The following is a 25,447-nucleotide window of genomic DNA, read 5'->3' on the forward strand; positions in this document are numbered from 1 at the left end:
GCAGTAAGGCGGCAGGAACACTCCCGCTCGTCTGACTATCAAAGTGGCGCCAAAACGCCTCTGAGGAAATGCCCTCACAAGCGAAGTGAAAACCCGCTCACGCAGACGCACAGGTCTGTGAGAACCGTGCGGCATCTGGATCACGCAGAGGCGACTGAAATTGGTTACTTTCATTAAAAAATATTACTATCAATGACTTACACTGAAACCATGTTTTGTGCGAAAGCGCACAGATAAGGTGCGGAATGGCAGATTATGCGTGAATTGAAACATTGGGCCGGTGAACCGACAGGCTCGATTCAGGGCGTGCCGCCGTAACCGATATTCGGCAAGCAGCCTGCTGATTGATGTCATCACCGCCTGATCGGGCCAGGTCGCGATGACAGAACGGATCCCCATCGCGGTGCAGGCATGATTCAGGCTGACACCTGGTGGGGAGACCAGCTTGGCACGAGGCCTGATGTCGGACGGGGAGCGGACGTTCTTTGAGCGGTTCATCCTGGCGGACCTCGCGCCGGACCGGCGCTACCCGCCCACGGCGTTGACACGGGCCGGTCGGTCCGGAAAATCGACACGCAGATCGGCATGCCCGGGAAAGAGCGCCTTTATCGCGATGGCTGCGCGACAATCTCATGATGCGCCGTTCTGCCGGGTGGCGACATACTGGCCTGCGCCACCATGGCGGAGGAATTCACGAAAATTGTGCATCAAGGCCGCCCACCAACTTCTGGGATAAGTTTCAACAGCGAGTGATTAAAGGGCGTTTACCGTTTCGCGCGTTGCTCCCGATGACGCACTGGGCCATCGGCAAAGGGACGCGCCGCCAAGGGGGATCGCGGGTTTTGTACCAAGACGCACCGGTCCGGGCCGGATCCGGTACGAAAGCGGCGTACAAAACGGACGATTTGTACCGTCCGTGAGGGTGCGCCGGGAGGCGGAATTCCGGGTTCTGACGGGACTCGTATCTCCCGCCTCTCCGGCGGCATAGATTCTCTCACCTCTGGGCAAAGGCTTGTGCAGGGAGGGAACGACATTGAAAATCAAGGAAAAAAGCAATGCTGATGCGCGGCCTGGAAGCATCCTGCGCCGCGATTTCCGCGGTCATGGGCCGCGGCTGTTCTCAGCGCGGCGCGGGCCACGGGCCAAGCGGCATATGCCGGTTCACATCCTTGTAAAGCAGATAGCGGAATGGCCCCGGCCCACCAGCATAGCAGGCCTGCGGGCAAAACGCGCGCAGCCACATGAAATCCCCGGCTTCGACCTCGATCCAATCCTGATTGAGCCGGTAAACGCCCTTGCCCTCCAGCACGTATAGCCCGTGTTCCATCACATGGGTCTCGGCAAAGGGGATCACCGCGCCGGGCGCGAAGGTGACGATGGTCACATGCATGTCATGACGCATGTCCTCGGGGTCGACAAAGCGGGTCGTGCTCCAGCGCCCTTCGGTCCCCGGCATCGGGGTGGGTTCGATCCTGGACTCGTTGGTGACCAGCGCCTCGGGCGGGGCGATCCCCTCGACAGCCTGATATGACTTGCGGATCCAGTGAAAGCGCACCGGGGCGCTGCCGGTGTTCCTGGCCCGCCAGCGCGCGCCGGGCGGGATATAGGCGAAACCGCCCGGCTGCATGTCGTGGTCGACCCCCTCGATGGTCAGGGCCAGCTTGCCCTCCAGGACGAACAGCGCCGCCTCGACCCCCGGCGCGCTGTCGGGGCGATCGCTGCCGCCACCGGGCTGAAGCTCGGCGATATATTGCGAGAATGTCTCGGCAAAGCCCGACAAGGGCCGGGCCAGCACCCAGAACCGCGCCTTCTCCCAGAACGGCAGAAAACTCGCGACGATATCGGTCATGGTGGTGCCCGGAATGACCGCGTAGGCCTCGGTAAAGACCGCGCGCCCGCTCAGAAGCTGGCTTTGCGGCGGCAGGCCGCCTTGCGGGGCATGGTAGCTTCGCTCGCTCATGGCTGGGGTCCTTCCACGGTCAGGGGGGTCTTGAACCAGTATTCCTCAAGGTTGTCGCCGGGGCCGATCCTGTCGATCACAGCAAAGCGGCCACGCGCGCCTATCGGCGCCAGCACACCGTGCCATGTGCCGCGCAGCAGGTTCACGACCTGTCCGGGACGGCTCAGGAAGGCGCGCGGCGCACCGGGGCGCCCGCCGTCGTCCAAAGCAACGCTGACCAGCATCGCCACGCCGTCCAACGGCACGAAGGCCTGACTTCCCAGAGGGTGGCGCTCCATCATCGCGATACGGCAGGGCCATCTGCGCGCCTCCGCGTCGAACAGGCTCAAACCCGCGCGCCCATCGCTGAAATCCAGCCGCGCGCGGTCGTGAAACCTGCCGCACAGGCCCTGGTTGATCAGCATGTCCGGCGCGCCGTCCGTTTCGATCACATCGCCGAAAGGCGCGAAAGCCTGCGCCGTCAGCGGCTCGGCCAGCAGCGCGCCGCTCATGGCAGCACGTCCTTCAGCCGCGCCAGCAGCGCGCGTTCGAACCCCTCGCAGGCGGCATCGACCGGCAACGTTCCCGCGCTGGCCGCGGCCAGCGCCGCGCGCGCCTCTGGTCCGGCCCGGCGCAAGGCCCGGCAAAACGCGCTGTGCAGGCCCACCGCGCTGTCATGCGCCGGGCCAAGCTCCAGCGCCCAGGCGCTCTCGGCCAGCCATGCGCCGGGGCCGAGCACCGGCGCGAAGGCCGCGACAAAGCGCTCCCTTTGCATCGCGCTCGGACGCTCGGCGCGCGCAGGCGGATGCACGCGCGCCCAATGATGCGCGATGTCGATCCGGCGCGGGCACCAGACGCCCTCGTGACGCCGCACATGCGCCAGAAACCGCTTCAGCCCGGCGATCCTGCCGGGTCGCCCGATCAGGCGGCAATGCAGGCCCACGGTCATCATCTTTGGGGCGCCCGCCTGCCCCTCGGCATAAAGCGTGTCGAACGCATCCGTCAGATAAGCCTCGAAATCGCCCCCCGTCACCCAGCCCGGCGCAGCGGCGAACCGCATGTCATTGGCCTCCAGCGTGTAGGGGATCATCAACTGGTCGCGCTGCCCGAAGGCCCGCCAGTAAGGCAGATCGTCGTCATAGCAATCCGACACATAATCAAAGCCCCCCTCCTCGGCGACCAGCCGCACGGTGTTGGCGCTGCATCGCCCTGTGTACCAGCCGCACGGGCGCGCGCCCACGACCTCCCGGTGCAGGCGCACGGCCTCGGCGATGGCGGCGCGCTCCTCGTTCTCTGGCATGTCCTTGTGCTCGATCCATTTCAGCCCGTGGCTGGCGATCTCCCAGCCCGAGTCCTGCATGGCGGCCACCTGCTCGGGGTTGCGCGCCAGCGCCGAGGCGACCCCGTAGACCGTCGGCGCGATGCCCGCCTCGGTGAACAGGCGGTGCAGCCGCCAGAACCCGGCGCGCGCGCCGTAATCATAAATCGATTCCATGTTCCAGTGGCGCTGCCCGGGCCAGGGCGCGGCACCGGGAATATCCGACAGGAACGCTTCCGAGGCCGGATCGCCGTGCAGCACGCAATTCTCGCCGCCCTCTTCATAGTTGACGACGAATTGCAGGGCGATCCTGGCGCCGCCAGGCCATTGCGGATCAGGCGGCTTGGGGCCGTGACCGCGCATGTCCCTCGGGTAGCGGTTCATCTCTGCGTCATCGCCCTGCGTCATGGCTTTGCTCCCTGTCGCGCCTGTCGTCGGGCACAGCTTTGGCCCTTTCCTTCAAGACCGCTTCAGTATATATTGTTAACAAAATAAACAAACAATTATTTTGTGTCGATCTGGGTGAAGAAACCTGTAGGTTTCAGAGGTAACCATCTTGTGGAGTGTTCCATGTCCGAAACACAGGAAAGCATGATCGTCGAACATGTGCTCGACGCGATCTCGGATCAGCGACTGCGCGCCGGGACCAAGCTGGGCGAACAGGCGCTCAGCGATCTTTTCTCCTGCAACCGCGCCCATGTGCGCCGCGCGCTGGCGACACTTTCCGCCTACCAGGTCGTCGACCTGATCCCCAATCGCGGGGCCTTCGTCTCGACCCCCTCCGAGGACGAGGCGCGCGACATTTTTCAGGCGCGCCGCGCCATCGAGGCCACGATCATCCGTAACGTGGTGCGCCGCGCAGACGATGCCGACCTTGCCGCCCTGCGCGCGCATCTGACGCATGAGGACGCGGTGCGCCAGGAAAACGACCGCCCCAAGGCGATCCGCGCCTCGCGCGCCTTTCACATGCTTCTGGCCCGGATCGGCCGGAACTCGGTGCTTGAAAAATACCTCTCGGAACTCACCATGCGCACCTCGCTGATCATCGGGCTTTACGGAACCAACAAGGCCAGTCTCTGCGCCGATGACGAACATCGACATATCGTCGACAGCATCGCGGCGCGCGACGAAGCCCGCGCCCAGGACCTGGTGGATCACCACTTGCGCCATATCGAGAACGAGATCGAATTCGGCTCCCAGTCACCGCGGATCGGGCCGCTCTCGTTCATTCTGCAACCCAGCGAGGGCTGAAAAACTGCCCCCTTGCGCACGCCGGTTCAGGTGGCGGCGGAGCGGGCCTGCCCTGTCGCGTCCGGCGCGGGTTCTTGCTCTTGCGCAAGGCGCCCGCGCGCGGCGCCGGTATAGCCGCCGGCCTTCGACGTGGACAGCCCCGCCGCGACAAGGGCCTCCGCCATCGTCACCGCGCAAGAGACCCCGTCGATCACCGGCAGCCCGAAACGGCGTGACAGCCTGTCATTGAGATCGGCCATCCCCGCGCAGCCCAGCACGATCGCATCCGCGCCATCGCGTTCCACCGCATCGCCGATCTCGGCGGCGATCAGCGCCTCGGCGCCCGCACCGTCGCTTTCAAGTTGCAGAACCGGCACATCCGTCGCCCGGATGCTGGCACAACGCCGCGACAGCCCGTAACGCTCCAGGTTGTCGCGCAGTCCCGGCAGCGAGCGCGACAGCGTGGTGACGACCGAAAAGCGGCAGGAGATCATGCTGGCGGCGTGAAAGGCCGCCTCGCCGATGCCGATCACCGGCCCGTCGAACATGCAGCGCAGCGCATCGACCCCGGTATCGTCGAAACAGGCAACGACAACCGCATCGGCATCGAGGTTGCGTTCGGCCACTTTCAGCAGGCCATGCAGGCTGTTGGCGACATCATGAAAGCCCTGGATGCTGGCCGGGCCGCTGCGGGGCTGGGTTGCGATGATCTGCGTGCCGGGGCGCGCAACGGCTTCGGCGGCCTTGCCGATCTTCGCCGTCATCGACGCCGTTGTGTTGGGGTTCACGACCAGAAGTTTCATGCCCTGCGCCTCCCTGCCGGGTTTCGTGCGTTTCGCCACAGCCCCGACGGTTCGGCGCGCAGGTCACCCAGACCTGCATCGCTTATGGCCTGTTCGGCGGCTTGCGTCGCCTCCTGCATCACCGCTTCGGGATCCAACGTCTCGACCGCCCGCGCGCGCATCACGATGCGCCCGTCGACGATCACCGTGTCCACATCCGCCGCGTTGGCGAAATGGGTCAGTGCGTGCAGCGGCATCGTCGAAGGCGTCATATGCGGCTTGCGCATGTCGACCATCACGATATCTGCCTTCTTGCCCGCCTCGAGCGATCCAAGATCATCCTCCAGCCCCAGCGCTTTCGCGGCGTCGATCGTCGCCATCTCCAGCACCTTGCCTTCCGGCAGGACCGACGGATCGGCGAAATGGCGGCGGTGATAATGCATCGCCTGGGCCATGTGCCGGAACATGTCGTAACCCCGGTCCGGCGCCGCCGCATCCGAGCCCAGCGCGACGCAGATGCCGCGCCCGATCATCTCGGGGGCAGGACAGCGGCCGAGGATCGACATGATCGCGCTCGGGTTGTGGGCGACGGCGGCTTGCGATTGTTCCAGCGCCACGATGTCGGCCTCGGTCAGGTCGACCGAATGCGACAACAGCGCGAATGGTCCCAACAGCCCCAGCGCATGGGCATAGGCGATACTGCCCTCGCGGTGGCCGTCCTGAGTGAACAGAACGCCGTGGCGCGCGCGCAGCGCGGCGACGGCGTCGCTCATGGTGCGGATATCCTGTTCGGGTGCCGGGTCTTTTCCCGGTGGGGCATAGACGGGCATCACAAGGCCGATGCCGGTGCGCCGCTCCAGGATATCGTTGTGGCGCGCGATCAAATCCTCGCTGACCTCGAGCTGACGCTCGAAACTCAGCGGTCGCGCGGCGCCGTCCGGCCCGCGATATTGCTGCGGGAAAGGCGCGCGCCCCGGTCCCACCGCCAGCATCGTGCGCAGGCCGCTTTCGCGCGTCGCCGCGCAATGCGCATCGCCAAAGGCGGGATCGTCGGTGCGGTAGATATCGGCGCCTCCGCCCAGCAGGGTGACGCAGGTCGTGACCCCGCCCATCAGCCGCTCCAGCAGCGAAAGGCGCGCTTCGGCGCGCCAGAACCCGACGTCGGTGCCGCCCGCGTAAAGTGTCTCGCAGGCGCCGAACCAGGCCTGCACGTCGCCCGCCCCCAGCGCGCGCACAAGCCCGTGTCCCGCATGCGAATGGCAGTCGATCAACCCCGGAATGACCGCCATCCCCCGCGCGTCGATCACCTCGGCGGCAGTCTCGGCCAGCGACGCCAGCTCGCTGTCGCGCCCGATGGCTTCGATGCGATCGCCCTTGACCGCGATCGCCGCATCCTCGATGACACGCCGCTCGGGGTCGAGCGTGAGCGCGGTGGCGTGGCGGATCAGAATGTCGGTCATGCAAGGTCCTTCTTGATGGAATAGGTCGGCTCGAAAATCTCTTCGACCGGCGGGTGGTCCAGCGTGCGGTCGGGATACTGGGCGACCATGGCGTCGAAACGGGCCTGCGCGCCCGCTTGCAGGGCGTGGTGGTCGACGCCGGGAATGACGCCCCCCTGCATGACGAAACGCCCGTCGATCACGACATCGCGCACGTCGCGCCCCGCGCCGTTCAGCAGCAAGGTCTGGATCGGGTCGATCACCTGCCCGATGGCCGGGTCATCCAGCCCGATCACCGTGATGTCGGCGCGCGCGCCCGGTTCCAGCCGCCCCAGGTCCCGCCGCCCAAGCGCATCCGCCCCGCCCAGTGTGGCGGCGTCGTAAAGATCGCCCGCGCGCACCGCCTGCGGATCACCCGCGGCGATGCGGGCCGTCATCAGTCCGATCTGCATGTTCAGGATCATGTCGGGCGGATGGGTATCAGTGCCCATGCCGATCCGCAGGCCGGCATCGCGATAGCGTGCGAAATCCCGCAGCATCGTGCCGCCCCGCGCCATGACCAGCGGACAATGCGCCAGCGACGCGCCGCTCTCGGCCAGGATCGCAAGGTCAGGCGCATCATGCGCGATCCCGTTCACCCCGGCGATATAGGTCAGATGCGGCAGGATCGCGCGCTCCGACAGGAACCCGATGTCACGCAGCCATTCGGGCGGTCCCTTGCCATGCATGTCCAGCACGCTCTGATACTCGAACGCCGACTGGCAGCAATGCAGGCGCACCGGCACCGCCATGTCCCGCGACAGCTCGGCACTGCGTCTGAGCAGCGCCCCGGTGCAGGTCTCGATCCGATCGGGCGCCAGCATGGTGCGCACCAGCCCCCCGGCGCGACCCTCGAAAGCGGCGCAGAAGCGTTCGGCCTGCTCCAGCCCCGCCAGCCCGCGCGCCTCGTCAAAGTGAAACGCGATCTCGCCCGGCGCGGCGACATAGGTGTTGCCACTGCGATAGGCCGGCCCCAGATAGACCCGCAGGCCCAGCGCCTCGGCGGCGTCCGCGGCGCCTGCGAACTCGTCCCATGTCTCGCCCCATTCGCGGTAGAACAGCGAGGCGATGGGCAGGGCCGTGGTGATACCGTTGCGGATCAGGCGCGTGAAGGCATAATGCTTCTGCCAGACCAGATCCTCGGGCGCATACATCTCGCGCGGGCCGGCCTGCATGTAACTTCGCGGCCAGACGCGCCCCTTCTTCCAGGCGGGCTGGTTGTCGAACCCCAGCACGGTGGTATCCAGATCGCCCAGCGCATCCAGGTCCACGAAACCCGGCCCGATCAGCGCCCTGCCGTAATCGTGACGCTCGGCCACCTCGCCCTCGAAACGATGCCCGCAAAAGATGACCGCGCCATCCTCGAACACCAACTCGCCATCGGGGATCAAGACATGGCGGCCCTGCTCATGGCCGACCACCCATGCCGCCCGCATCAGGATGCGGCCCGTCTCTCGGTGCTGTCCCATCACGGCGCCTCGCTCAGCGCCTGACCGTCGCGCGCAACGACGCGCCCCGCCTTCAGCACCAGCTTTCGCCGCGGGCGCGCGGCGACCGCATGGGTCACGCTCTCGGCCCCGACCAACACCAGATCGGCGCGGCACCCCTCCTCGATGCCGTAACCGTCAAGCCCCATCACCTGCGCGCCACCCCAGGAACAACACCACAAGGCATGTTCGACATCGCGGTCGGCCCGCAGATTGTTGCGCAACCCCAGCAGCATCGCGCGCTCAAGCATGTCGCCGTTGCCATAAGGCCCCCATGTATCGCGGATCCCGTCCGACCCGGCGCACAGCACCACACCCGCCGCGCGCAGATCCTCGGCCAAAGGCACCGGGCGCGACGGCGTCGCCACCGTGGCCACATGAATCCGCGCTTCGGCCAGCTCGTCCACCAGCGCGCGCGCCCGGTCACGGTCGGGCATGCCCAGGCAAAAGGCATGGCTGATCGTCACCTTGCCCTGCATGGCATGGGCACGGGTGCGCGCGATGATCATCTCCATGCTGAAAGCGCCCAGCTCGCCCGGCTCGTGCAGATGGATGTCGATGGGCTTGCCGTGCTTCTCGGCCAGCGCGAAAACCGCATCAAGCTGCCCCTTGGGGTCCGCATCGATACCGCAAGGGTCCAGCCCGCCGACTACATCCGCCGGGCCGCGCAAGGCCTCATCCAGCAATTCCAGCGTGCCGGGGCGCGACATCAGCCCCGATTGCGGAAAGGCGACGATCTCGATATCGACCTGACCCGACAGCGCCGCGCGCGTCGCCGCGACACCCTCGATCCCGGCAAGCCCCACCTCGGTATCCACGTCCACATGGCTGCGGATGGCGGTCGATCCATGGCCCAGCGACAACAGCGCCTGGCGCATCGACTGGCGATGTGGCTCGATATCCCATTCGCGCCGCAACCGGCGCTCGGTGTCGATCTTGTCGCGCAGCGCCGGGCCGGCCTGATGCTCGCGCCAGCCCATGCCCCACAGGGTCTTGTCCAGATGGGTATGCGCCTCCACCAGCCCCGGCAACAGGATCGCAGCGCCGCAATCCTCCTCCGGCAGCCCGTCCTCGGCGGGCAGGCCGGGGGCGATGCGCGCGATACGCCCGCCCCGGATCAGCATATCGGTGGCGCCAGCGCCGAACGGGCGCAGGTTGCGCAGCAGGATATCGTTGCTCATGCCGGCCTCTTCGTCTGGTCTTCGCCCGCAAGGGCCGCACTCGGGGTCAGCACGAATTGCCGGTCCGAGACGATGTAATTATCCGCGTGAAGCCGGGCCACCGGCTGATAGACATCCTCGCGCACATAACGCCCGGCCTCATCGAGACAGGTCTCGCGCACATGCATCTGCACCACCTCGCCCAGCACGATCGCGCGGCGCGGATAATCGATGATCTGCGACACGCGGCATTCCATCGACGCGGGCGCCTCGCGCACCCTTGGCGGCGCGATCTTCAGCGATGGCGCGTGTTTCATCCCGGTCATCGAAACCTCGTCCACGTCGTCGGGAAAATTGATCCCGCAATCGACCATCTGCTGCGCGATGGCCATGTCACACAGGTTGACCACGAACTCGCCCGACCGCCGGATATTGCGCATCGTCTCCTTTTCGACCCCGTCAGGGCGCGTCTGGATGCCCAGGATCACGATCGGCGGATCCTGCGAAAACACGTTGAAAAAGCTCATCGGCGCGGCGTTCGGCGCGCCCTCCTTGCTGGCCGTCGTGACCAGCGCGATAGGGCGCGGTGCCACGAAACTGCACAGCAGGCGGTAACGGTCCTGTGGCGGCAGGTGCTCGAAATCGAACTCCATCACGCAACCCCCCGCGCACGTGCGCCCGGACTGTGCGCCGCGCCAGCGGGGCGGCCAGATGAGCCATCGGCGCCGGTGACCGCATGGCAGGCAACCCGCGTGCCGCCCTCGCGCGCCACCAGTTCAGGCGATTGCGCGCGGCAGATATCGCTGGCCAGCGGGCAGCGCGGGTTGAAGGAACATCCCGGCGGCGGCGTGATCGGATTGGGCACCTCGCCGGTGACGGGCACGCGATCGCGCCGCGCCATGGTGATGTCGGGCACGGTGTCCATCAGCAGCCTTGTATAGGGATGCTCGGGGGCCTCGAAGATGCGCTGCGCCGGGCCTGCCTCGACCAGGCGGCCCAGATACATCACGCCGACATAATCGGACATGAAATCCACCACCGCCAGATCATGGCTGATGAACAGATAGGTCAGCCCCAGTTCGGCCTGCAAATCCCGCATCAGGTTCAGAACCTGCGACTGCACCGATACGTCCAGCGCCGATGTGGGCTCGTCGCAGACAAGGAAATCGGGTTTCGACGAAATCGCCCGCGCGATCGAGATGCGCTGGCGCTGACCGCCGGAAAACTGGTGCGGGAACTTGTCACCGTCCTGCGCCGACAGGCCGACCATCTCCAGCAGCCGGCCGACCTCACGCTGCTCCTCGGCGCGCCCCGATGTGATCGAGAAACTGCGCAGCGGTTCGGCGATGATATCGCGCACGCGCCACCTCGGGTTGAGGCTGGCGTAAGGGTCCTGAAAGATCATCTGGATACGCTGGCGATAGGCCCCCCGCGCCGAGGCGTGCAGCCCCGTAAGATCGGTGCCGTCGAACCGGATCTTTCCGCGCGTGGCCGCGTGCAGCCCGACCACCAGCTTGGCGACGGTCGATTTCCCGCAGCCCGATTCACCCACCAGGCTGAAGGTCGTGCCGCGCGGAATGTCGATATCCAGCCCGTCGACCGCCCGCAGAAAGCTCTTGCCCTTGCGCTCGATCATGCGGTTCAGCAGCGGCGGCGACAAATCGAAGGTCTTGGACAGTCCGCGCAGCGACAGAAGGGATTCGCCAGAGGCAGAGGTCGCCGGGGATGCTGAGGGGCTGGCGGATGTGGAAGATGTGGACGCAACTGTCATGCCGGTTCTCCCTGATAAAGGTGACAGGCGACGGCGCCGCCCTCGACCGGCACTGGTGCCGGTTTCGCCGCCCTGCAGGCGTCAAATGCCCGGGGACAGCGCGGATGAAACGCGCATCCCTCCGGCAGATCGGTCAGGCGCGGCATCGCGCCGTCGATCTGGGTCAGGCGCTCGGCGTTCGATCCGATGCGCGGGATCGATTGCATGAGCCCCTTGGTGTAGGGGTGATGCGGCGCGCGCACGACCTTTTCCACCGGCCCGATCTCGACCACGCGGCCCGAATACATCACCGCCACCCGGTCGGCGGTCTCGGCGATCACGCCCATGTCATGGGTCACCAGGATCACCGCCGCGCCATGCTCGCGGCACATCCGCTTGAGAAGGTCCAGGATCTGCGCCTGGATCGACACGTCAAGCGCGGTTGTCGGCTCGTCGGCGATCACCAGCGACGGTTCGGCGCACAGCGCCAGCGCGATCACCACCCGTTGGCGCATCCCCCCCGAGAACTGATGGGGATACTGGTCGATGCGCGCATCCGGCGCGGGAATGCCGACCTCGCTCAGGAACTCGATCGCGCGGCGGCGCGCGGCCTCCCGGCTCAGGTTCATGTGGGTGCGGATCGTCTGGATCAGCTGCTGCCCCACCGTCATCAGCGGGTTCAGGCTGGTCAGCGGGTCCTGGAAGATCGCCCCGATCTTGCGGCCGCGCAACCGGCGCATCGCTTCCGCGGGCAGGTTGTCGATCCGCTGGCCCTCAAAGCGGATCTCGCCGCGGTCGATCCGCCCGGGTCGCTCCAGCAGGCCGGTGATGGCGGTGCCGGTCAGCGATTTCCCGGCCCCCGATTCACCGACCATGCCCAGGATTTCACCCGGCGCCAGGTCAAAGGTGATCCCGTCCACCGCCCGCAACGGCCCGTGCCGGGTATCGAAGCAGATCGACAGATCGCGCACCGCAAGCAGCGGTGAAGTGTTTGATTGTGCGGTCATCTTGGTCGCTCCTTTTCTCGGCTTCAGCGCAGCTTCGGGTTCAGGGCGTCGCGCAGCCAGTCGCCCAGCAGGTTCACCGCCAATACCAGCGCCACCAGCGTCAGCGACGGGAAGATCACCACCCACCAGATGCCGGAGAACAGATACTCGTTGCCAATCCGGATCAGCGTGCCCAGCGACGGGTTCGTCGGCGGCATCCCGACGCCGAGGAAAGACAGCGTCGCCTCGATCAGGATCGCCATCGCCAGGTTGATCGTCGCGATCACCAGAACCGGCCCCATCACGTTGGGCAGGATATGCCGGAACAGGATGGCAAGCGGGCGTCGCCCGACCAGCTGGGCGGCAAAGACATATTCGCGCCCGCGCTCGACCATGGTGGAGCTGCGCACGGTGCGGGCATATTGCACCCAGGTCGTCACCGTGATCGCGAAGACCAGCACGATCAGCGCGGCGCTGTCATGCATCTCGCGCGGCAGCGCCCCGCGCGCGATACCGCTGACCAGCAGCGCCACCAGGATCGTCGGAAAGCTCAGCATCACGTCGGCGATCCGCATGAAGAACGCATCCACCATGCCGCCGAAATATCCGCTGACCAGACCCACGACGATGCCGATCACCATGGCCAGCGCGACACTGACGAACCCCACCGCCAGCGAAATGCGCGACCCATAGAGGATCGCCGACAAGACATCGCGGCCCTGGTTGTCGGTGCCCAACAGGAAGCGCGGATCGCCGCCCTCCATCCAGACCGGGGGCAATTCGCTGTCCCACAGGCTCAGCGTCGAGACATCGAACGGGTCATGCGGCGCGATCCAGGGCGCCAGCAGCGCCGCCATCACGATGCAGAGCGTCACGATGGCCGCCGCCACGGTCACATAGGAGGTGCGGAAACGATAGAAGATATCGCTCTTCAGGATCGCCGCAATGCGGGATTGGGGATAGACTTCAAGGGCCATGTCAGGTCTCCTTCACGCCCGCACCGACAGGCGCGGATCAATGGCGAAGTAGAGAAGATCGACGATCATGTTGATCGCCACGAATACCAGCGCGACAAGCACGAGGTAGGCGGACATCACCGGGATATCGGCGAAACTGACCGCCTGGATGAACAGCAGGCCCATCCCCGGCCACTGGAACACGGTCTCGGTGATGATCGCGAAGGCGATCATCGAACCCAGTTGCAGGCCGACGATGGTGATCACCGGCATCAGCGTGTTGCCCAGCGCATGGCCGAAATTCACCGCCCGGTTGGTCAGCCCGCGCGCCTTGGCGAAGCGCACGAAATCCGACCGCAGGACCTCCATCATCTCGGCCCTTACCAGCCGCATGATCAGCGTGACCTGAAAGAGGCCCAGCATGACCGCCGGCAGGATCAGCGACTTCAGGCCGCTCACCGTCAGGAACCCGGTGCTCCACCAGCCGATCTGCACGGTCTCGCCGCGCCCGAACGAGGGCAGCCAGTTCAGCCAGACCGAGAAGATCAGGATCAGCAGGATGCCGGTCACGAAGGTCGGCACCGAAATACCGATCAGCGAACCGACATTCAGGATGTTGCTCAGAATTCCTTTTGGATGCAACGCCGTGTAGATCCCGATCGGCACCCCCAGCAGCAGCGCAAAGACCGCCGCGGCCAGCACCAGTTCCAGCGTCGCAGGCAGCCGCTCGGCGATCATTTCCGAAACCGGGCGCTTGTTGCGGTAGGAAATGCCGAACTCGCCCTTCGCGGCACCGGTCACGAAGCGGGCGAACTGAACGGTCACCGGCTGGTCCAGACCCAGATTCTCGCGCAGGGCCTGGCGATCCTCGCCCGAAGCGTTTTCCGGCAACATGCTGTTCACCGGATCGCCGATGAAACGGAACATCGTAAAGGCGATAAGGGCGACAGCCAGCATCACCAAGACGGACTGAAGCAAACGGCGAATGACGAACGCAACCATGATGAAACCCTCCGGGTTGAACAGGTGGACGGGATAGCGAATGGGCCTGCGCGCAACCGCAGGCCCACCCTCAAAGGATCACTCGACCGTCGCGTACCAGAGGCGCGGCTTGTTGTCGGCAGTGATCGGAAGGCTCACGCCGTCGCGCACCGCCCAGGCCAGGGGCTGCTGGTGCAGCGGGATCATGGCAACCTCGTCACGCGCGATCCCGAGCGCCTCGCTCATCATCGCATCGCGCTTCTCCAGGTCAAGCTCGACCGCCACCTTCGCCGTCAGCGCGTCAAGCTCGGGGTTGGAATAGCCGCCCGGGTTCCATGCGCCCATCCGATCGCCCTTGGTGTGCAGCAGGGCCGACAGAACGCTGTAGCTGTCCAGCATCGGCAGTGTCGCCCAGCCCACCATGAAGATATCCGCGCCGCCCGCCAGAACCTTTTCGAAATGCTTCGAAGGAGTCTGGGATGTCAGCTTCGCATCCACGCCGATCCGCGACCACATCGAGGTAATCGCCTGGCAGATTTCCTCGTCGTTCACATAGCGGCTGCTCGGGCAATCGAAACCGACCTCGAAACCCTCGCCATAACCGGCTTCGCTCAGCAGCGCCTTGGCCGCTTCGGGGTCGGCGGGGGGCAGCACGTCCAGTTCCTCGCTGTAACCGGGCACCGGCGGTGCAACCAGCAGCGCGGTGTTGCGTGACATGTCGCGCATGACCTTCTTGCGGATCAGCTCCATGTCGATCGCACGCCACAGCGCCTGACGCACCCGTACGTCCTGAAGCGGGTTCTCGTCGGTCAGGTTGGAATTATGCAGCTTATCGGTGTGATTCAGGCCCAGCATGATGGTGCGCAGCGCCGGTGCGATGATCACGGACGCCCCGTCGGCACGCTCGATGCGTTCGACATCCTGAAGCGGCGCCGGCGTGATGAAATCCAGCTCTCCGGACAAGAGCGCGGCAATTCGCGTCGCGTCCGATCCGATCGGGCTGAATTCGATTCGCGTCAGGTTATGTTCGGGCTCGTCCCACCAATCCTCGTTGACGGCCAGCACGGTGCGCGCATCGGGCTGGCGGCTCTCCAGCATGAACGGCCCGGTGCCGTTGGAGTTGGCGACCGCATAGTTCTCGCGCCCGCCGCGCATGTCGGCCGGCAGCAGCGCGTCATGCTCGGCCATCCATTCCTGGTCGAGGATCAGAATATTGGTCAGGTAGTTCAGAACGATCGGGTCCGGTCCCGAAAGCACCAGATCGACCGTGTGCTCGTCCACCTTCTCGATGGATTCCATGCCGGGAATGTTGCTCTTGACCGGCGATGTCTCATGCGCCGCCCGCTCGAGCGAGGCGACCACATCATCGGCGGTAAAGGGGTTGCCGTTGTGAAAACTGACGCCCTCGCGCAGCTTGAAACGCAGGCGGGTCGGCTCGACGAATTCCCAGGACTCGGCCAGCGCGGGCTCGACTTCCAGGTCCTGGTTGTAGCGCACCAGCCCTTCATAGACATGGTTCAGAAAACCGATCGTGTTGCTCTCGGTCATCGAATGCGGGTCCATGGCGGCGATGTCGGTGGAATCGGCCATCCGCAATGTGTTCGCCCCGGCGGTGCCCGCCATAAGCGCCGCGATCGCGGTGGCGACCAATCCGGATGTAAGACGGGATGTGAAGGTCATGTGTTTCTCCGTGTTGGACATGAAAAAGGCGCGCTTCTTCGGCAGCGTCCTCAAAATCGTATCCAATTTTTGTTGACAATCAAGGGATTTTTTTGCGGAATTTTGTTAACAAACATATTCGACACTTTTCCCGGCAAAATCATCGCCTTACGCCCCGGCCCCTCTTGCGGCATGGTGCGATTGCCCTCTTCCGGACAATCGGGTAACCTGCCCATCCCGCGATATTCCCGGCCCGTGCGCCAGACCAAGAAGACCATCAAATTGGCTATCTCCATGAATGAACAGCGCCTCGATACGGCGGCGAACAACGGCTCGGGAACGGTCGCCAAAGCCTTCCAGATCATCCGATACGTCACCTCGTCGCCGCGCCATTCCGTGACCGTGTCCGAAATCGCCGAGGAACTCTCGCTGCCCCGGCCCACCGCCAACCGCCTGATCAGCAACCTGATCAAACTCGGCATGCTCAAACGCGATGGCGGCGGCACCCGTATCATCGAAGGCGACGAACTCCTTCACATCGCCGGCGACGTGCTCGAAGGCGCCGCCTCGCGCGGTCCCCGGCACGAGATCCTCCGGCAGCTTGTCATCGACACCCGCGAAACCGCCAATGTGGGGGCGGTCTCCTCGGGGCAGATCGTCTATCTGGACCGGGTCGAGGCGATCTGGCCGTTGGCCTTCCGCCTTGATGTGGGCAGCCGCGTGCCGCTGCACTGCTCGGCCATCGGCAAGGTTCTTCTCAGCAAGATGCCACAGGCCCAGCGGCGCAAATACCTTGATGCGATTCCACTGTCGCGGCGCACCGCCAACACGATCTGCGAGCGCGACGCGCTCGAGGCGGAACTCGATATCATCTGCGAAAGCGGCGTCGCCATCGACAACGAGGAATGTTTCGAGGGCGTGATCGGCATCGCGGTCCCGGTCCTGTTCAAGCAGAATCAGCACAGCATGGGCCTTGCCCTGGTCGCCCCCAGCGCCCGCCAGACCCTCGATGGTCTTCGCGATTTCCTGCCCGCCATGCGGACGGCCGCCGCAGGCCTCGCCAGGTGCTACCCGGACTGATCTTTCCCGCGCGATCCTAACTACCCGGAAACAATCGAAACTCGCCCCTGAGCGCGAGGCTTGGCCGGTCCCGCCATCGGATCGGGTCGTCTTTCCGCATGCCCACGATTGACATGTGATCGAATATTGATCCATTGTGGATCACATAATGACTTATGCAGCATTTTGGGAGGAGAGTTGCATGGTTCCGAACACCCCCTTGTGGCGGCCCCGTCAGTCGCCGGCCCGTATGGGCCGCCCGACATGAGCGGCTTCGGCAGGCTCTGGCGCAACGCCGAACGCCTGGCGATGCTCTGGCTCTATGCCTTCATCGTCCTTGTCATCGTCATCGAGGTGATCCGCCGCTTCGTCTTCGACTTCTCCTCCATCTGGGGCGAGGAGGCGGCGCGCTTCGCCTTCGTCTACTTCGTTTGGATCGGCGCTGCGGTCGGGGTGCGCAACCGCTCGCATATCCGCTTCACCATCCTGTCCGATATCCTGCCGCCGCGCGGCGCCACCGCCCTTTCGATGCTCGGCAGCCTTGCGATCATCGGCTTCGCGGTCTTCGCCTTCTACTGGTCGCTCGAACCCATCGTCACCTCGCTGCGCTTCGGCTCGGTCTCCGAGGGGCTTCGCCTGCCCCGCACCTGGTTCCTGGTGGCGGTGCCGATCGGCTTCACCCTCGTCTTCCTGCGCGCCATCGGCGTGCTGTGGGCGGATATCCGCGCCTTTCGCGCCAACCAGCCCCCGCTGTCGGGCGAGAAACTGTTCGACTGAAGGGGACCGGCATGTTGTATCAAACCGCAGAAGCCTCGCTCGACATCGGCTGGGACGTGATCTTCCCGCTGATCCTGCTGGGCGTCCTCTTCGTGCTGGCGATCCCGATCTGGGTCGCGCTCGGGATCACCGCGCTCACGATGCTCTGGCTGACAGGCGCGCTGCCGCTCTCGCTTCTGGGCGAAAGCCTGTTCGGCGGGGTGAACCATTACGCGCTGATCGCGATCCCGCTCTACCTGCTGACGGGCGATGCGCTGGTGCGCACAGGCCTGTCGAAGAAACTGCTGGATTTCGCCGAGGCCACGATGGGATCGCTGCGCTCGGGCATGGGCACCTCGACGGTGCTGGGCTGCGGGTTCTTTTCCAGCATCTCGGGCTCCGACGCGGCGGGCTGCGCCGCCGTCGGGCGCATGACCTATGCGCGCCTGGTCGAAAAGGGCTACCCCACGGGCTATGCCGCCGCGCTGGTGGCGGCGGGCGCCTGCACCGGAATCCTGATTCCGCCCTCGATCGCCTATATCATCATCGGCATGATCCTGGGCATCTCGGCCGCCAGCCTGTTCGTTGCGGCCATCCTGCCCGGCGTGCTGGTGCTGGTGTCGATCATGGTGACCAACATCATCCTCAACCGGATTCACGGCTACGAGAACAGCAGCACCCGCTTTTCCTTCAGGAACTGGCTCTGGGCGCTGTGGGAGGCGAAATTCGCGCTCTCCATTCCCTTCGTGATCCTGGGCGGAATCTATTCGGGCATCTTCACCCCGACCGAGGCCGCGGCGGTCGCCGTCGCCCTGACCCTGCTTATCGGCTTCTTCGGCGGCACGCTCACCTTCGCGGAGGTGCCGGAAATGCTGTGGAGCTCGGCCAAGGTGAACGGCATCATCGTGCCGATCATCGCCGTTGCCCTGCCACTGGCGCAGGCGCTGACACTGGTCCAGGTGCCGCAGGGATTTGCCGACCTTATCCGCTCGATCACCGAGGATCCCAACATCACGATCCTGCTCATGCTGGGTGTCTTCATTCTGGCGGGCTGCGTGATGGAGGCCACCCCCAATATCGTGATCCTCGCCCCGATCATGTTCCCGCTCGCCCAGGAAATCGGCATGAACGACATTCAGTTCTGCATCTTCCTGATCACCTCGCTTGGCGTGGGCTTCATCACCCCGCCGCTCGGGCTCAACCTCTTCGTGATCTCCTCGGTGACCGGACAGCCCATCCTGTCGGTCGCCGCGCGCGCGCTCCCCTATGTGCTGAGCATGCTGATCGTCGTGCTGCTGATCGCCTATGTGCCCGCAATATCCACATGGTGGATGTGACCCCGCCCCGGCACGCCGGGATCGGGACCACCCGCCATACCTGAAAGGAACCGCTTCATGACGCAACCCGCCAGCAAGCCTCTACCCGGCGCGGATGACACCAGAAACCTCGCGCCGCTCGCGATCGAGACCCCTTGCTGGACTCTCAGCGCCGATGACGATGACCTGCGCGCCGTTCCCGTGGCCGAACTGGCCGCGATGCTGGAACAGCTTTTCCTGATCCGCCATTTCGAGGAACGGCTGCTCGAACTCAGCAAGGAAGGACTGCTGCACGGCCCCGCCCATGCCAGCATCGGCCAGGAAGGCGCCGCCGTCGGGCTGATGTCGGCGCTCGACTCGGCGGACAAGATCAACGGCACGCACCGCATGCATCACCAGTTCCTCGCCAAAACCCTGAACCATGCCAGGGTCGCGGGCTACAACCCGCTGGAACAGGAGGTCTCGCAGCAGTCACAGGAAGTGCTATTTTCGACCTATTCGGAAATCCTCGGCCTTTCTTCGGGCTATTGCGGCGGGCGCGGCGGCTCGATGCACCTGCGCGAACCGGGCGCGGGCGTGCTCGGTTCCAATGCCATCGTCGGCGGCAACATCCCCCACGCCGTGGGCTACGCGCTGGCCGACCGGATGCGCGGCAGCGACGCGATCTCGGTCGCCTTCTTCGGCGATGGCGCGATGCAGATGGGCACCGCCTACGAGGCGATGAACCTTGCCGCGCTCTACAAGACATCCACCGTCTTCGTCGTCGAAAACAACCTGTATGCGGTCTCGACCCACCTTTCGGAACAGACCCGCGAAACCCGGCTCAGTGCGCGGGGGCTGGCGCTTGGCGTGCCCTCGATCACCTTCGACGGGATGGATGTCATCGCGGCGCGCCGGGCCATGGAAATCGCCCGCTCCCTCATGGCCGAAACGCCGGGGCCGGTGCTGCTCGAGGCGCGCACCTATCGCCACCTGCACCAGTCCGGCCCGCTCCGGGGCAGCGCCTTCGGCTATCGCGACAAGGACGAGGAAGAGTCGTGGCTCGAACGCGACCCGGTCCGCACCTTCCCGGCCCGGCTTGAACGGCTGGGCATTCTGGACGCCGCCGATACCGACCGGCTGCGGAGTCGCGCCCAGGGCGCCGTGGATTCGGTGCTCGACCGGCTGATCGAAGGCAGCGGCGACTCCCGCCGCCTTTTGCCCAGCCTCTGGCCCGACCCGGCCACCGTGGAATTCGGCATCCGGGGCGACCTCGCGGAACTGAAGGACCGCCGCCAGCAGGAAGAATCCGATCTGGCCGACACCGACAGCCGCGAGGCCCGCTTTCAGGACGTGATCTCGGAATCGATGCTTCTCAACATGGAGCGTTTCGACAATCTCTTCATCATGGGAGAAGACGTTCACCGCCTGCGCGGCGGCACCGCCGGGGCGACGCGCGGCATCGGCGAGCGCTTCCCCGACCGGCTGCTCGGCACGCCGATCTGCGAAAACGGCTTTACCGGGGTGGCGCTCGGGGCGGCGCTCAACGGGATGCGCCCGGTGGTCGAGATCATGTATCCCGATTTCGCGCTGGTCGCCGCCGACCAGCTTTTCAACCAGATCGCCAAGGTGCGGCACATGTTCGGCGGCGGCTTCCCGGTGCCGGTCGTGGTGCGCAGCCGCGTCACCCAGGGCACCGGCTACGGATCGCAGCATTCGATGGACGCCGCCGGGCTTTTCACGCTCTATCCGGGCTGGCGCGTTGTCGCCGCCTCGACGCCGCATGACTATATCGGCCTGCTCAATGCCGCCGTGGCCTGCGACGATCCGGTTCTGGTGCTGGAATATCACCAGCTGTTTTCCAGGAAAGGGCGCGTGCCGGTCAGCGACTGGGATTACATCGTGCCTTTCGGCAAGGCCCGCGTCGCGCGGCAAGGGCGCGGTGCCACGATCCTCACCTATGGGCCGATGGTGGATATCTGCTGCGATGTCGCCGACAGCACCGGGCTCGACGCCGAGGTGATCGACCTGCGCACGCTCGACCCGCTCGGGCTCGACTGGGACACGATCGAAGCCAGCCTGCGCAAGACCAATGCGCTCCTGATGGTGGAACAGACCACGCGCGGCACCTCGATCGGCTCGCGCATCGTCAACGACGCGCAGCGGCGGCTGTTCAACCTGCTGGATTACGAAATCCTGCATGTGACGGGCACCGAATCCTCGGCCGTGGTCTCGAAGGTGCTGGAAGAAGCCGCCTTCGCACGCGCCAGCGATGTCGAAGCCGCGCTGCGCCAGGTCATCGGCGATCGCAATCTTAACCGCACGGAGGTCATGAAATGAGCGTCTCGGATCTTGTGAAACGGGTTCACCACACCGCCATCTGCGTTCAGGATTTCGATGCGATGCGCGGGTTTCTGGTGGATTTCCTCGGTTTCGCCGTCGAGGGCGAGATACCCGAACGCAGCGAGGCCGAGCTCTCCATCGTGGTCGGCCTGCCTGATGTCAGCCTGCGCTGGGGGCTTTACCGCTGCGGCGATCACCGGGTCGAACTGTTCCACTATTTCAGACCGACCGGAAAGTCCCTGCCCCCCGCGCAATGCGACACCGGCTTCACCCATCTCGCCTTCGAGGTCAGTGACGTGCACGCCGCCCATGAGCGCGCCATCGCGGCGGGCTACCGGCCCAATTCGAAACCCCAGCCCATGCGCGGCGGCGTCAGCCAGGTGTTCTACCTGCAAGGCCCCGAGGGGCTGGTGGTCGAATTCATGCAGTTCCGCGCCGAGGCCCCCGCATGACCCATCCCGCCCCGATCCCCGACGTTCCCGCCCACACCGTCGCCTTCATCGGCCTCGGCACGATGGGCAGCGGCATGGCCGCGCGGCTGGTCGCGGCGGGCCATGACGTGCGCGGCCACGACATCGACCCCGACCGCCTGCAAACCTTCGCCGCCATTGGCGGCCAGCCCTGCGCCAGCGTCGCCGAAGCCTGCGCAGGCGCACAGATCATCATGACGATCCTGCCGCGCGACGAACATGTGAAAACCGTCTGCCTCGGGCCGGGCGGCATCGCCGAAAGCGCCGCCAAGGGCGCGCTGCTCCTCGAGATGAGCACCATCCTCCCCGACACCAGCATCGCCCTGCACGATGCCCTCACCGAGGCCGGACTGCGGGTGCTCGACGCCCCGGTCGGGCGCACCCCGAAGGACGCCGCGCAAGGCACGCTCCTCGTGATGGTCGGCGGCTCGCGCGCCGATTTCGACGCCGCGCAGCCGGTGATCCTGCCGATCTCGGACAAGGCCGTGCATCTTGGCCCCAAGGGCAGCGGCATCCGCATGAAGATCGTCAACAATTACATGGCGATGGTCGGCATGGTGATGACGGCCGAAACCCTCGCCATGGCGCGCCGCGCCGGGATCGACAGCATGGCGGCGACGGATGTGCTGCAAAACACCACCGCCGGGCGCGGCCAGATCAACGTCAATTTCCCCGCCAAGGTGCTCAGCGGCGACACCACGCCCGATTTCCCGCTCTCGATGGGCGAAAAGGACATCTCGCTGGGTCTGGCCCTGGCGCAACAGCTTGGCGTGCCGCTCTCGCTTGGCGCACCCGCGCGCGATCTCTTCGCGCGCGCCGGCCCGATGAAGATGGGCGATCTCGACTGCACCGCCATGCTCTTGCTGATCGAGGAACTGGCCGAAGCCGCACCCGGCCCGGACCCCGAGGAGGACAAGCCATGACCACCCCCGCCCCCGCCCGGCGCAGCCTGCTTCACCGCCTGACCGGGCTGGCGGCGGTGCTGCTCTTCGCGATCTTCATGGGCGGCATCGTGCTGGCCAAGGCGGCGATGCTGGGCGGCTTCACCGCCCCCCGGCTCCCGGCACAGACAGAATTCCTTCTGCTGCTCGCCAGCACGTTCCTGGCGATCGTCTTCCTGATCCGGGAAGAGACGCGGAAAAACCAACAATCCCGGCACGCACCAGACCGGGCATCAGAGTTTCAACCAGAGGAGGAGAGACAATGACCAACCCAGGGAACCCCATGGAAGCCCCCAGCTCCGAAGACCGGCGCAACTTCCTGAAACTCACCGGCACCGCCGGTTTCACCGTCGCCGTCGCGGCGGTGGGCGCGGGCACGCTCGGCGTTCCGGCAGCCGAGGCGCAGACCAGCGCCGAAGAGGCCGAACGCGAAGCCGCCGCCGATCATGTGATGACCATCGCCACCGCCTATCGCATTGGCACCACGCGCACCTTCCCGGTGATGCAACTGCATCTCAAGGAAAACATCCAGAACGCCTCGCGCGGCAAGGTCTATGTGCGCCTCGTCCCCAACGGGTCGCTTGGCGCGGGCGCTGAACTGGCCGAAAAGGTCCAGAACGGCACGATCCAGGCCGCTCAGCACTCGATGGCGAATTTCGCGCCCTTCGCCTCGGCGGTGGATATCATCAACCTCCCGTTCTGGTGCGGCGACAACCAGAAATTCGTCAACCTCGTGACCTCGGACATCTGGAAGTCCGAAGTCGACGCACGGGTTGCCCAAAGCGGCTTCAAGGTGCTGCTCTACCAGCCGGTCGATCCGCGCACCGTCAGCGTCCGGCGCGGGCTGCGCGACGGGCCGGTCAAGACGCCCGAGGACATTCGCGGGATCAAGTTCCGCGTGCCCGGCTCCAAGATCCTGGCCCAGACCTACAGCCTGCTGGGGGCCAACCCGACGCCGATCGCCTGGGGTGAAACCCCCTCGGCGCTGCGCCAGGGCGTGGCCGACGCGCTTGACCCCAATGTGATGGGGCTCAACCTGTTCGGCTTCAAGGACATCGTCTCGCATGTCACATTCACGCGCACGGTGCCCGATGGCGGGGTCTATTCCTGCAACGCCGAATGGTTCGACGCGCTCGACAGCGACACCCGCGAAGCCGTCGAATGGGGTGCGCGCATCACCTTCCTGCAAAACCTCTCACAGGTGCCATCCTCGCGGAACTTCGCGATGAACGAAATGGCCGCCGCCGGTGTCCAGTTCTATTCGCCCACCGACGACGAGATGGCCCAATGGGTCGATGCCGCAGGCGCGCAGCGCCCGGAATGGGACGATGTCAAGAAAGAGCTGGTCGGCTCCATCGACACGTTCGAAAAACTGCGCGAAGCGGCGGAAACCGATAGCGGACTCTACGTCCACGACGCCTGATCCCTTACCGCCCCCGGCGCAGCTTGCCGGGGGCGGCTCATCTGCCGCACGAACAGCATCACTTCACGCAAAGGTCACGCATGCCCAATCAAGTCACGATGCCGCGTCTGGACAAGGACATGGAGGAAGGCCGCATCGCAACATGGCACCGCGCCGAAGGCGACGAGATCACGAAGGGCGACGTGCTTTTCGAGATCGAGACCGACAAGGCCGCCGTCGAGGTGGAAGCCGAACATGACGGGCATCTGCATCACATCGCCCTCGCCAGCGGCGAAAGCGCCCCCGTCGAAAGCGTGGTCGCCTGGATATACGCCGCCGGTGAAAAGGTCGGGCCGCCGCCCGAAGCCCCCGCGCCCGCACCCGCACCTCCCAGCGCAGCGCCGGATGAATCCACGCCCTCCGCACAGGACCCTGCCCCACAGGACCGCGCGCCACGCGAAGCCGCGCCCCTTGCCGCCGGCCCCGCCGCCGGCCCGTCCGATGGCCGCGTTCTCGCCACACCCGTCGCCCGCGCCGAGGCCGGGGCACGTGGCCTTTCGCTCAGGGACATCACCGGCACCGGCCCCGCCGCGCGCATCCAGAAATCGGATGTGCTCGCCGCCGCCGACGCGTCGGCCCCGGCATCCGCCGCACCGCCCCTGCAACCCGAAAACCCGCCCGGCCCGCTCTCGGTGCTGTCCACGGGCGGCGGCGACCGCCTTCCCATGGTGATGATTCACGGCTTTCTCGCCGATGCATCCGGCTGGGAAAAGCTCGCCAGACCGCTTGGCCGCGATCGCGCCGTTCACCGCATCGAACTGCCCTGTCATGGCCGCTCGCCGCTGGGCCGGATCGCGGATTTCGCCGACCTCGTGCGATACCTGCGCCATGCCTTCGACAGCATCGACACCGAACGCTGCCACCTTGTCGGCCATTCCCTTGGCGCTGCGCTGGCGCTCGCGCTTGCCGATACGCGCCCGCGCCGGATCGCGTCACTGACGCTGATCGCGCCCGCGGGCCTCGGCCCCGAAATCAACGGCGACGCGATCTCGGGCATGTGCCGCGCCACCCGCGCCGACAGCCTCGGGCCCTGGATGAAACTGCTCACCGCCGATCCCGATGCGATCGGCTGGTCCTATGTTCAGGCCGCCGCGGCGGGCCGGCGCGACCCCGCGCTGCGCGCGGCGCAATCGGCGCTGGCGGATGCGCTGTTCCCCGACGGGGTTCAGGCTTTCGATATGCGCGCCGCGCTTGAGCGGCTGGACATGCCGACGCGCATCATCTGGGGGCGCGAGGACCGCATGATCCCCTGGCGTCATGCGCTTCATGCGCCGGGCCATGTGGCGCTCAACCTCTTTCGGGGTGTCGGCCACATGCCGCATTATGAAATACCCGAACGGATCGAACCTCTGCTGGCGCAACTGCCCTGAACGCGCGACGATGCCGGACGGACGA

At 65.7% G+C, this 25,447-nt stretch carries 24 protein-coding genes; 10 read left to right on the forward strand and 14 right to left on the reverse strand.

Annotated elements, in window-relative coordinates; all coding sequences use genetic code 11:
* Positions 1–1,120: 1,120 nt before the first annotated feature.
* From N5A93_RS05190 to puuE, 3 genes are read right to left on the reverse strand one after another with little or no spacing between them, the layout of a single operon-like run.
* Positions 1,121–1,960, reverse strand: coding sequence for a bifunctional allantoicase/(S)-ureidoglycine aminohydrolase (locus tag N5A93_RS05190; RefSeq protein WP_268954015.1), 840 nt, complete (start codon positions 1,958–1,960; stop codon positions 1,121–1,123).
* Positions 1,957–2,451: an ureidoglycolate lyase gene (locus N5A93_RS05195; protein ID WP_268954016.1), complete on the reverse strand. Its 495-nt coding sequence runs from the start codon at positions 2,449–2,451 to the stop codon at positions 1,957–1,959. The genes N5A93_RS05190 and N5A93_RS05195 overlap by 4 nt, the downstream gene beginning before the upstream one ends.
* A complete protein-coding gene (gene puuE, locus N5A93_RS05200) occupies positions 2,448–3,641 on the reverse strand; it encodes an allantoinase PuuE (protein ID WP_268954275.1) in 1,194 nt (397 codons plus the stop codon). Before puuE ends, N5A93_RS05195 begins: the two co-directional genes overlap by 4 nt.
* A 186-nt stretch (positions 3,642–3,827) precedes the next feature.
* Between puuE and N5A93_RS05205 the strand changes: the two genes are divergently transcribed.
* Entirely contained in the window at positions 3,828–4,508 is a 681-nt protein-coding gene (locus N5A93_RS05205) for a GntR family transcriptional regulator (protein WP_268954017.1), read from the forward strand.
* 26 nt (positions 4,509–4,534) lie between these two features.
* On the opposite strand, the gene N5A93_RS05210 is transcribed toward N5A93_RS05205, so the two are convergent.
* The 11 genes from N5A93_RS05210 to N5A93_RS05260 all read right to left on the reverse strand — a co-directional run bounded on the left by N5A93_RS05210 (position 4,535) and on the right by N5A93_RS05260 (position 16,022).
* Positions 4,535–5,290: an aspartate/glutamate racemase family protein gene (locus N5A93_RS05210; RefSeq protein ID WP_268954018.1), complete on the reverse strand. Its 756-nt coding sequence runs from the start codon at positions 5,288–5,290 to the stop codon at positions 4,535–4,537.
* Complete coding sequence (locus N5A93_RS05215; RefSeq protein WP_268954019.1) at positions 5,287–6,729, reverse strand: amidohydrolase family protein; 1,443 nt, start codon at positions 6,727–6,729, stop codon at positions 5,287–5,289. The genes N5A93_RS05210 and N5A93_RS05215 overlap by 4 nt, the downstream gene beginning before the upstream one ends.
* Positions 6,726–8,216 carry an amidohydrolase family protein gene (locus N5A93_RS05220; RefSeq protein WP_268954020.1) on the reverse strand — a complete coding sequence of 497 codons (1,491 nt, stop codon included), beginning with the start codon at positions 8,214–8,216 and terminating at the stop codon, positions 6,726–6,728. Before N5A93_RS05220 ends, N5A93_RS05215 begins: the two co-directional genes overlap by 4 nt.
* Positions 8,216–9,415, reverse strand: a complete 1,200-nt coding sequence (locus N5A93_RS05225; protein ID WP_268954021.1) for an amidohydrolase family protein — start codon at positions 9,413–9,415, stop codon at positions 8,216–8,218. The genes N5A93_RS05220 and N5A93_RS05225 overlap by 1 nt, the downstream gene beginning before the upstream one ends.
* Positions 9,412–10,047 carry a flavin reductase family protein gene (locus N5A93_RS05230; RefSeq protein ID WP_268954022.1) on the reverse strand — a complete coding sequence of 212 codons (636 nt, stop codon included), beginning with the start codon at positions 10,045–10,047 and terminating at the stop codon, positions 9,412–9,414. The genes N5A93_RS05225 and N5A93_RS05230 overlap by 4 nt, the downstream gene beginning before the upstream one ends.
* Positions 10,047–11,165 (reverse strand): ABC transporter ATP-binding protein, encoded by a 1,119-nt coding sequence (locus N5A93_RS05235; RefSeq protein WP_268954023.1) that lies wholly within the window; start codon positions 11,163–11,165, stop codon positions 10,047–10,049. Before N5A93_RS05235 ends, N5A93_RS05230 begins: the two co-directional genes overlap by 1 nt.
* Positions 11,162–12,151, reverse strand: a complete 990-nt coding sequence (locus tag N5A93_RS05240) for an ABC transporter ATP-binding protein (RefSeq protein ID WP_268954024.1) — start codon at positions 12,149–12,151, stop codon at positions 11,162–11,164. The genes N5A93_RS05235 and N5A93_RS05240 overlap by 4 nt, the downstream gene beginning before the upstream one ends.
* 23 nt (positions 12,152–12,174) lie before the next feature.
* Complete coding sequence (locus N5A93_RS05245) at positions 12,175–13,107, reverse strand: ABC transporter permease (protein WP_268954025.1); 933 nt, start codon at positions 13,105–13,107, stop codon at positions 12,175–12,177.
* A gap of 12 nt (positions 13,108–13,119) precedes the next feature.
* Positions 13,120–14,088: an ABC transporter permease gene (locus N5A93_RS05250; RefSeq protein WP_268954026.1), complete on the reverse strand. Its 969-nt coding sequence runs from the start codon at positions 14,086–14,088 to the stop codon at positions 13,120–13,122.
* A 78-nt stretch (positions 14,089–14,166) separates the two neighbouring features.
* Positions 14,167–15,747 carry an ABC transporter substrate-binding protein gene (locus N5A93_RS05255; RefSeq protein ID WP_268954027.1) on the reverse strand — a complete coding sequence of 527 codons (1,581 nt, stop codon included), beginning with the start codon at positions 15,745–15,747 and terminating at the stop codon, positions 14,167–14,169.
* A 50-nt stretch (positions 15,748–15,797) separates the two neighbouring features.
* On the reverse strand, positions 15,798–16,022 hold the full coding sequence (locus tag N5A93_RS05260; RefSeq protein ID WP_268954028.1) for a hypothetical protein: 225 nt from the start codon (positions 16,020–16,022) through the stop codon (positions 15,798–15,800).
* Here N5A93_RS05260 and N5A93_RS05265 point away from each other — a divergent pair.
* The 9 genes from N5A93_RS05265 to N5A93_RS05305 all read left to right on the forward strand — a co-directional run bounded on the left by N5A93_RS05265 (position 16,021) and on the right by N5A93_RS05305 (position 25,422).
* Positions 16,021–16,806 (forward strand): IclR family transcriptional regulator, encoded by a 786-nt coding sequence (locus N5A93_RS05265; protein WP_268954029.1) that lies wholly within the window; start codon positions 16,021–16,023, stop codon positions 16,804–16,806. The two genes, N5A93_RS05260 and N5A93_RS05265, sit on opposite strands and share 2 nt — an antisense overlap.
* Positions 16,807–17,049: 243 nt before the next feature.
* Positions 17,050–17,562 carry a TRAP transporter small permease gene (locus N5A93_RS05270; RefSeq protein WP_268954030.1) on the forward strand — a complete coding sequence of 171 codons (513 nt, stop codon included), beginning with the start codon at positions 17,050–17,052 and terminating at the stop codon, positions 17,560–17,562.
* Between the two features lie 11 nt (positions 17,563–17,573).
* Complete coding sequence (locus tag N5A93_RS05275; protein WP_268954031.1) at positions 17,574–18,878, forward strand: TRAP transporter large permease; 1,305 nt, start codon at positions 17,574–17,576, stop codon at positions 18,876–18,878.
* Between the two features lie 57 nt (positions 18,879–18,935).
* Positions 18,936–21,176: an alpha-ketoacid dehydrogenase subunit alpha/beta gene (locus N5A93_RS05280; RefSeq protein ID WP_268954032.1), complete on the forward strand. Its 2,241-nt coding sequence runs from the start codon at positions 18,936–18,938 to the stop codon at positions 21,174–21,176.
* The gene (locus tag N5A93_RS05285) at positions 21,173–21,631 is read left to right on the forward strand and encodes a VOC family protein (RefSeq protein WP_268954033.1); all 459 of its coding nucleotides are present in this window, start codon (positions 21,173–21,175) and stop codon (positions 21,629–21,631) included. The genes N5A93_RS05280 and N5A93_RS05285 overlap by 4 nt, the downstream gene beginning before the upstream one ends.
* Positions 21,628–22,572 carry an NAD(P)-dependent oxidoreductase gene (locus N5A93_RS05290; RefSeq protein WP_268954034.1) on the forward strand — a complete coding sequence of 315 codons (945 nt, stop codon included), beginning with the start codon at positions 21,628–21,630 and terminating at the stop codon, positions 22,570–22,572. The genes N5A93_RS05285 and N5A93_RS05290 overlap by 4 nt, the downstream gene beginning before the upstream one ends.
* Positions 22,569–22,856: a hypothetical protein gene (locus tag N5A93_RS05295; protein WP_268954035.1), complete on the forward strand. Its 288-nt coding sequence runs from the start codon at positions 22,569–22,571 to the stop codon at positions 22,854–22,856. Before N5A93_RS05290 ends, N5A93_RS05295 begins: the two co-directional genes overlap by 4 nt.
* The gene (locus N5A93_RS05300; RefSeq protein ID WP_268954036.1) at positions 22,853–24,013 is read left to right on the forward strand and encodes a TRAP transporter substrate-binding protein; all 1,161 of its coding nucleotides are present in this window, start codon (positions 22,853–22,855) and stop codon (positions 24,011–24,013) included. Before N5A93_RS05295 ends, N5A93_RS05300 begins: the two co-directional genes overlap by 4 nt.
* Before the next feature lie 80 nt (positions 24,014–24,093).
* A complete protein-coding gene (locus N5A93_RS05305; RefSeq protein WP_268954037.1) occupies positions 24,094–25,422 on the forward strand; it encodes an acetoin dehydrogenase dihydrolipoyllysine-residue acetyltransferase subunit in 1,329 nt (442 codons plus the stop codon).
* Positions 25,423–25,447: the final 25 nt, after the last annotated feature.

This window comes from Roseovarius salincola (assembly GCF_026891095.1).
GTDB classification, from domain to species: Bacteria; Pseudomonadota; Alphaproteobacteria; order Rhodobacterales; family Rhodobacteraceae; genus Roseovarius; species Roseovarius salincola.

Coding starts and splice junctions, on each gene's coding strand:
- N5A93_RS05195 (WP_268954016.1), bottom strand. CDS start 2,451: ATGAGCGGCGCGCTGCTGGCCGAGCCGCTGACGGCGCAGGCTTTCGCG.
- N5A93_RS05285 (WP_268954033.1), top strand. CDS start 21,173: ATGAGCGTCTCGGATCTTGTGAAACGGGTTCACCACACCGCCATCTGC.
- N5A93_RS05190 (WP_268954015.1), bottom strand. CDS start 1,960: ATGAGCGAGCGAAGCTACCATGCCCCGCAAGGCGGCCTGCCGCCGCAA.
- N5A93_RS05250 (WP_268954026.1), bottom strand. CDS start 14,088: ATGGTTGCGTTCGTCATTCGCCGTTTGCTTCAGTCCGTCTTGGTGATG.
- N5A93_RS05305 (WP_268954037.1), top strand. CDS start 24,094: ATGCCCAATCAAGTCACGATGCCGCGTCTGGACAAGGACATGGAGGAA.
- N5A93_RS05295 (WP_268954035.1), top strand. CDS start 22,569: ATGACCACCCCCGCCCCCGCCCGGCGCAGCCTGCTTCACCGCCTGACC.
- N5A93_RS05255 (WP_268954027.1), bottom strand. CDS start 15,747: ATGACCTTCACATCCCGTCTTACATCCGGATTGGTCGCCACCGCGATC.
- N5A93_RS05270 (WP_268954030.1), top strand. CDS start 17,050: ATGAGCGGCTTCGGCAGGCTCTGGCGCAACGCCGAACGCCTGGCGATG.
- N5A93_RS05280 (WP_268954032.1), top strand. CDS start 18,936: ATGACGCAACCCGCCAGCAAGCCTCTACCCGGCGCGGATGACACCAGA.
- N5A93_RS05265 (WP_268954029.1), top strand. CDS start 16,021: ATGAATGAACAGCGCCTCGATACGGCGGCGAACAACGGCTCGGGAACG.
- N5A93_RS05220 (WP_268954020.1), bottom strand. CDS start 8,216: ATGGGACAGCACCGAGAGACGGGCCGCATCCTGATGCGGGCGGCATGG.
- puuE (WP_268954275.1), bottom strand. CDS start 3,641: ATGAACCGCTACCCGAGGGACATGCGCGGTCACGGCCCCAAGCCGCCT.
- N5A93_RS05215 (WP_268954019.1), bottom strand. CDS start 6,729: ATGACCGACATTCTGATCCGCCACGCCACCGCGCTCACGCTCGACCCC.
- N5A93_RS05240 (WP_268954024.1), bottom strand. CDS start 12,151: ATGACCGCACAATCAAACACTTCACCGCTGCTTGCGGTGCGCGATCTG.
- N5A93_RS05260 (WP_268954028.1), bottom strand. CDS start 16,022: ATGGAGATAGCCAATTTGATGGTCTTCTTGGTCTGGCGCACGGGCCGG.
- N5A93_RS05275 (WP_268954031.1), top strand. CDS start 17,574: ATGTTGTATCAAACCGCAGAAGCCTCGCTCGACATCGGCTGGGACGTG.
- N5A93_RS05210 (WP_268954018.1), bottom strand. CDS start 5,290: ATGAAACTTCTGGTCGTGAACCCCAACACAACGGCGTCGATGACGGCG.
- N5A93_RS05205 (WP_268954017.1), top strand. CDS start 3,828: ATGTCCGAAACACAGGAAAGCATGATCGTCGAACATGTGCTCGACGCG.
- N5A93_RS05230 (WP_268954022.1), bottom strand. CDS start 10,047: ATGGAGTTCGATTTCGAGCACCTGCCGCCACAGGACCGTTACCGCCTG.
- N5A93_RS05300 (WP_268954036.1), top strand. CDS start 22,853: ATGACCAACCCAGGGAACCCCATGGAAGCCCCCAGCTCCGAAGACCGG.
- N5A93_RS05225 (WP_268954021.1), bottom strand. CDS start 9,415: ATGAGCAACGATATCCTGCTGCGCAACCTGCGCCCGTTCGGCGCTGGC.
- N5A93_RS05290 (WP_268954034.1), top strand. CDS start 21,628: ATGACCCATCCCGCCCCGATCCCCGACGTTCCCGCCCACACCGTCGCC.
- N5A93_RS05235 (WP_268954023.1), bottom strand. CDS start 11,165: ATGACAGTTGCGTCCACATCTTCCACATCCGCCAGCCCCTCAGCATCC.
- N5A93_RS05245 (WP_268954025.1), bottom strand. CDS start 13,107: ATGGCCCTTGAAGTCTATCCCCAATCCCGCATTGCGGCGATCCTGAAG.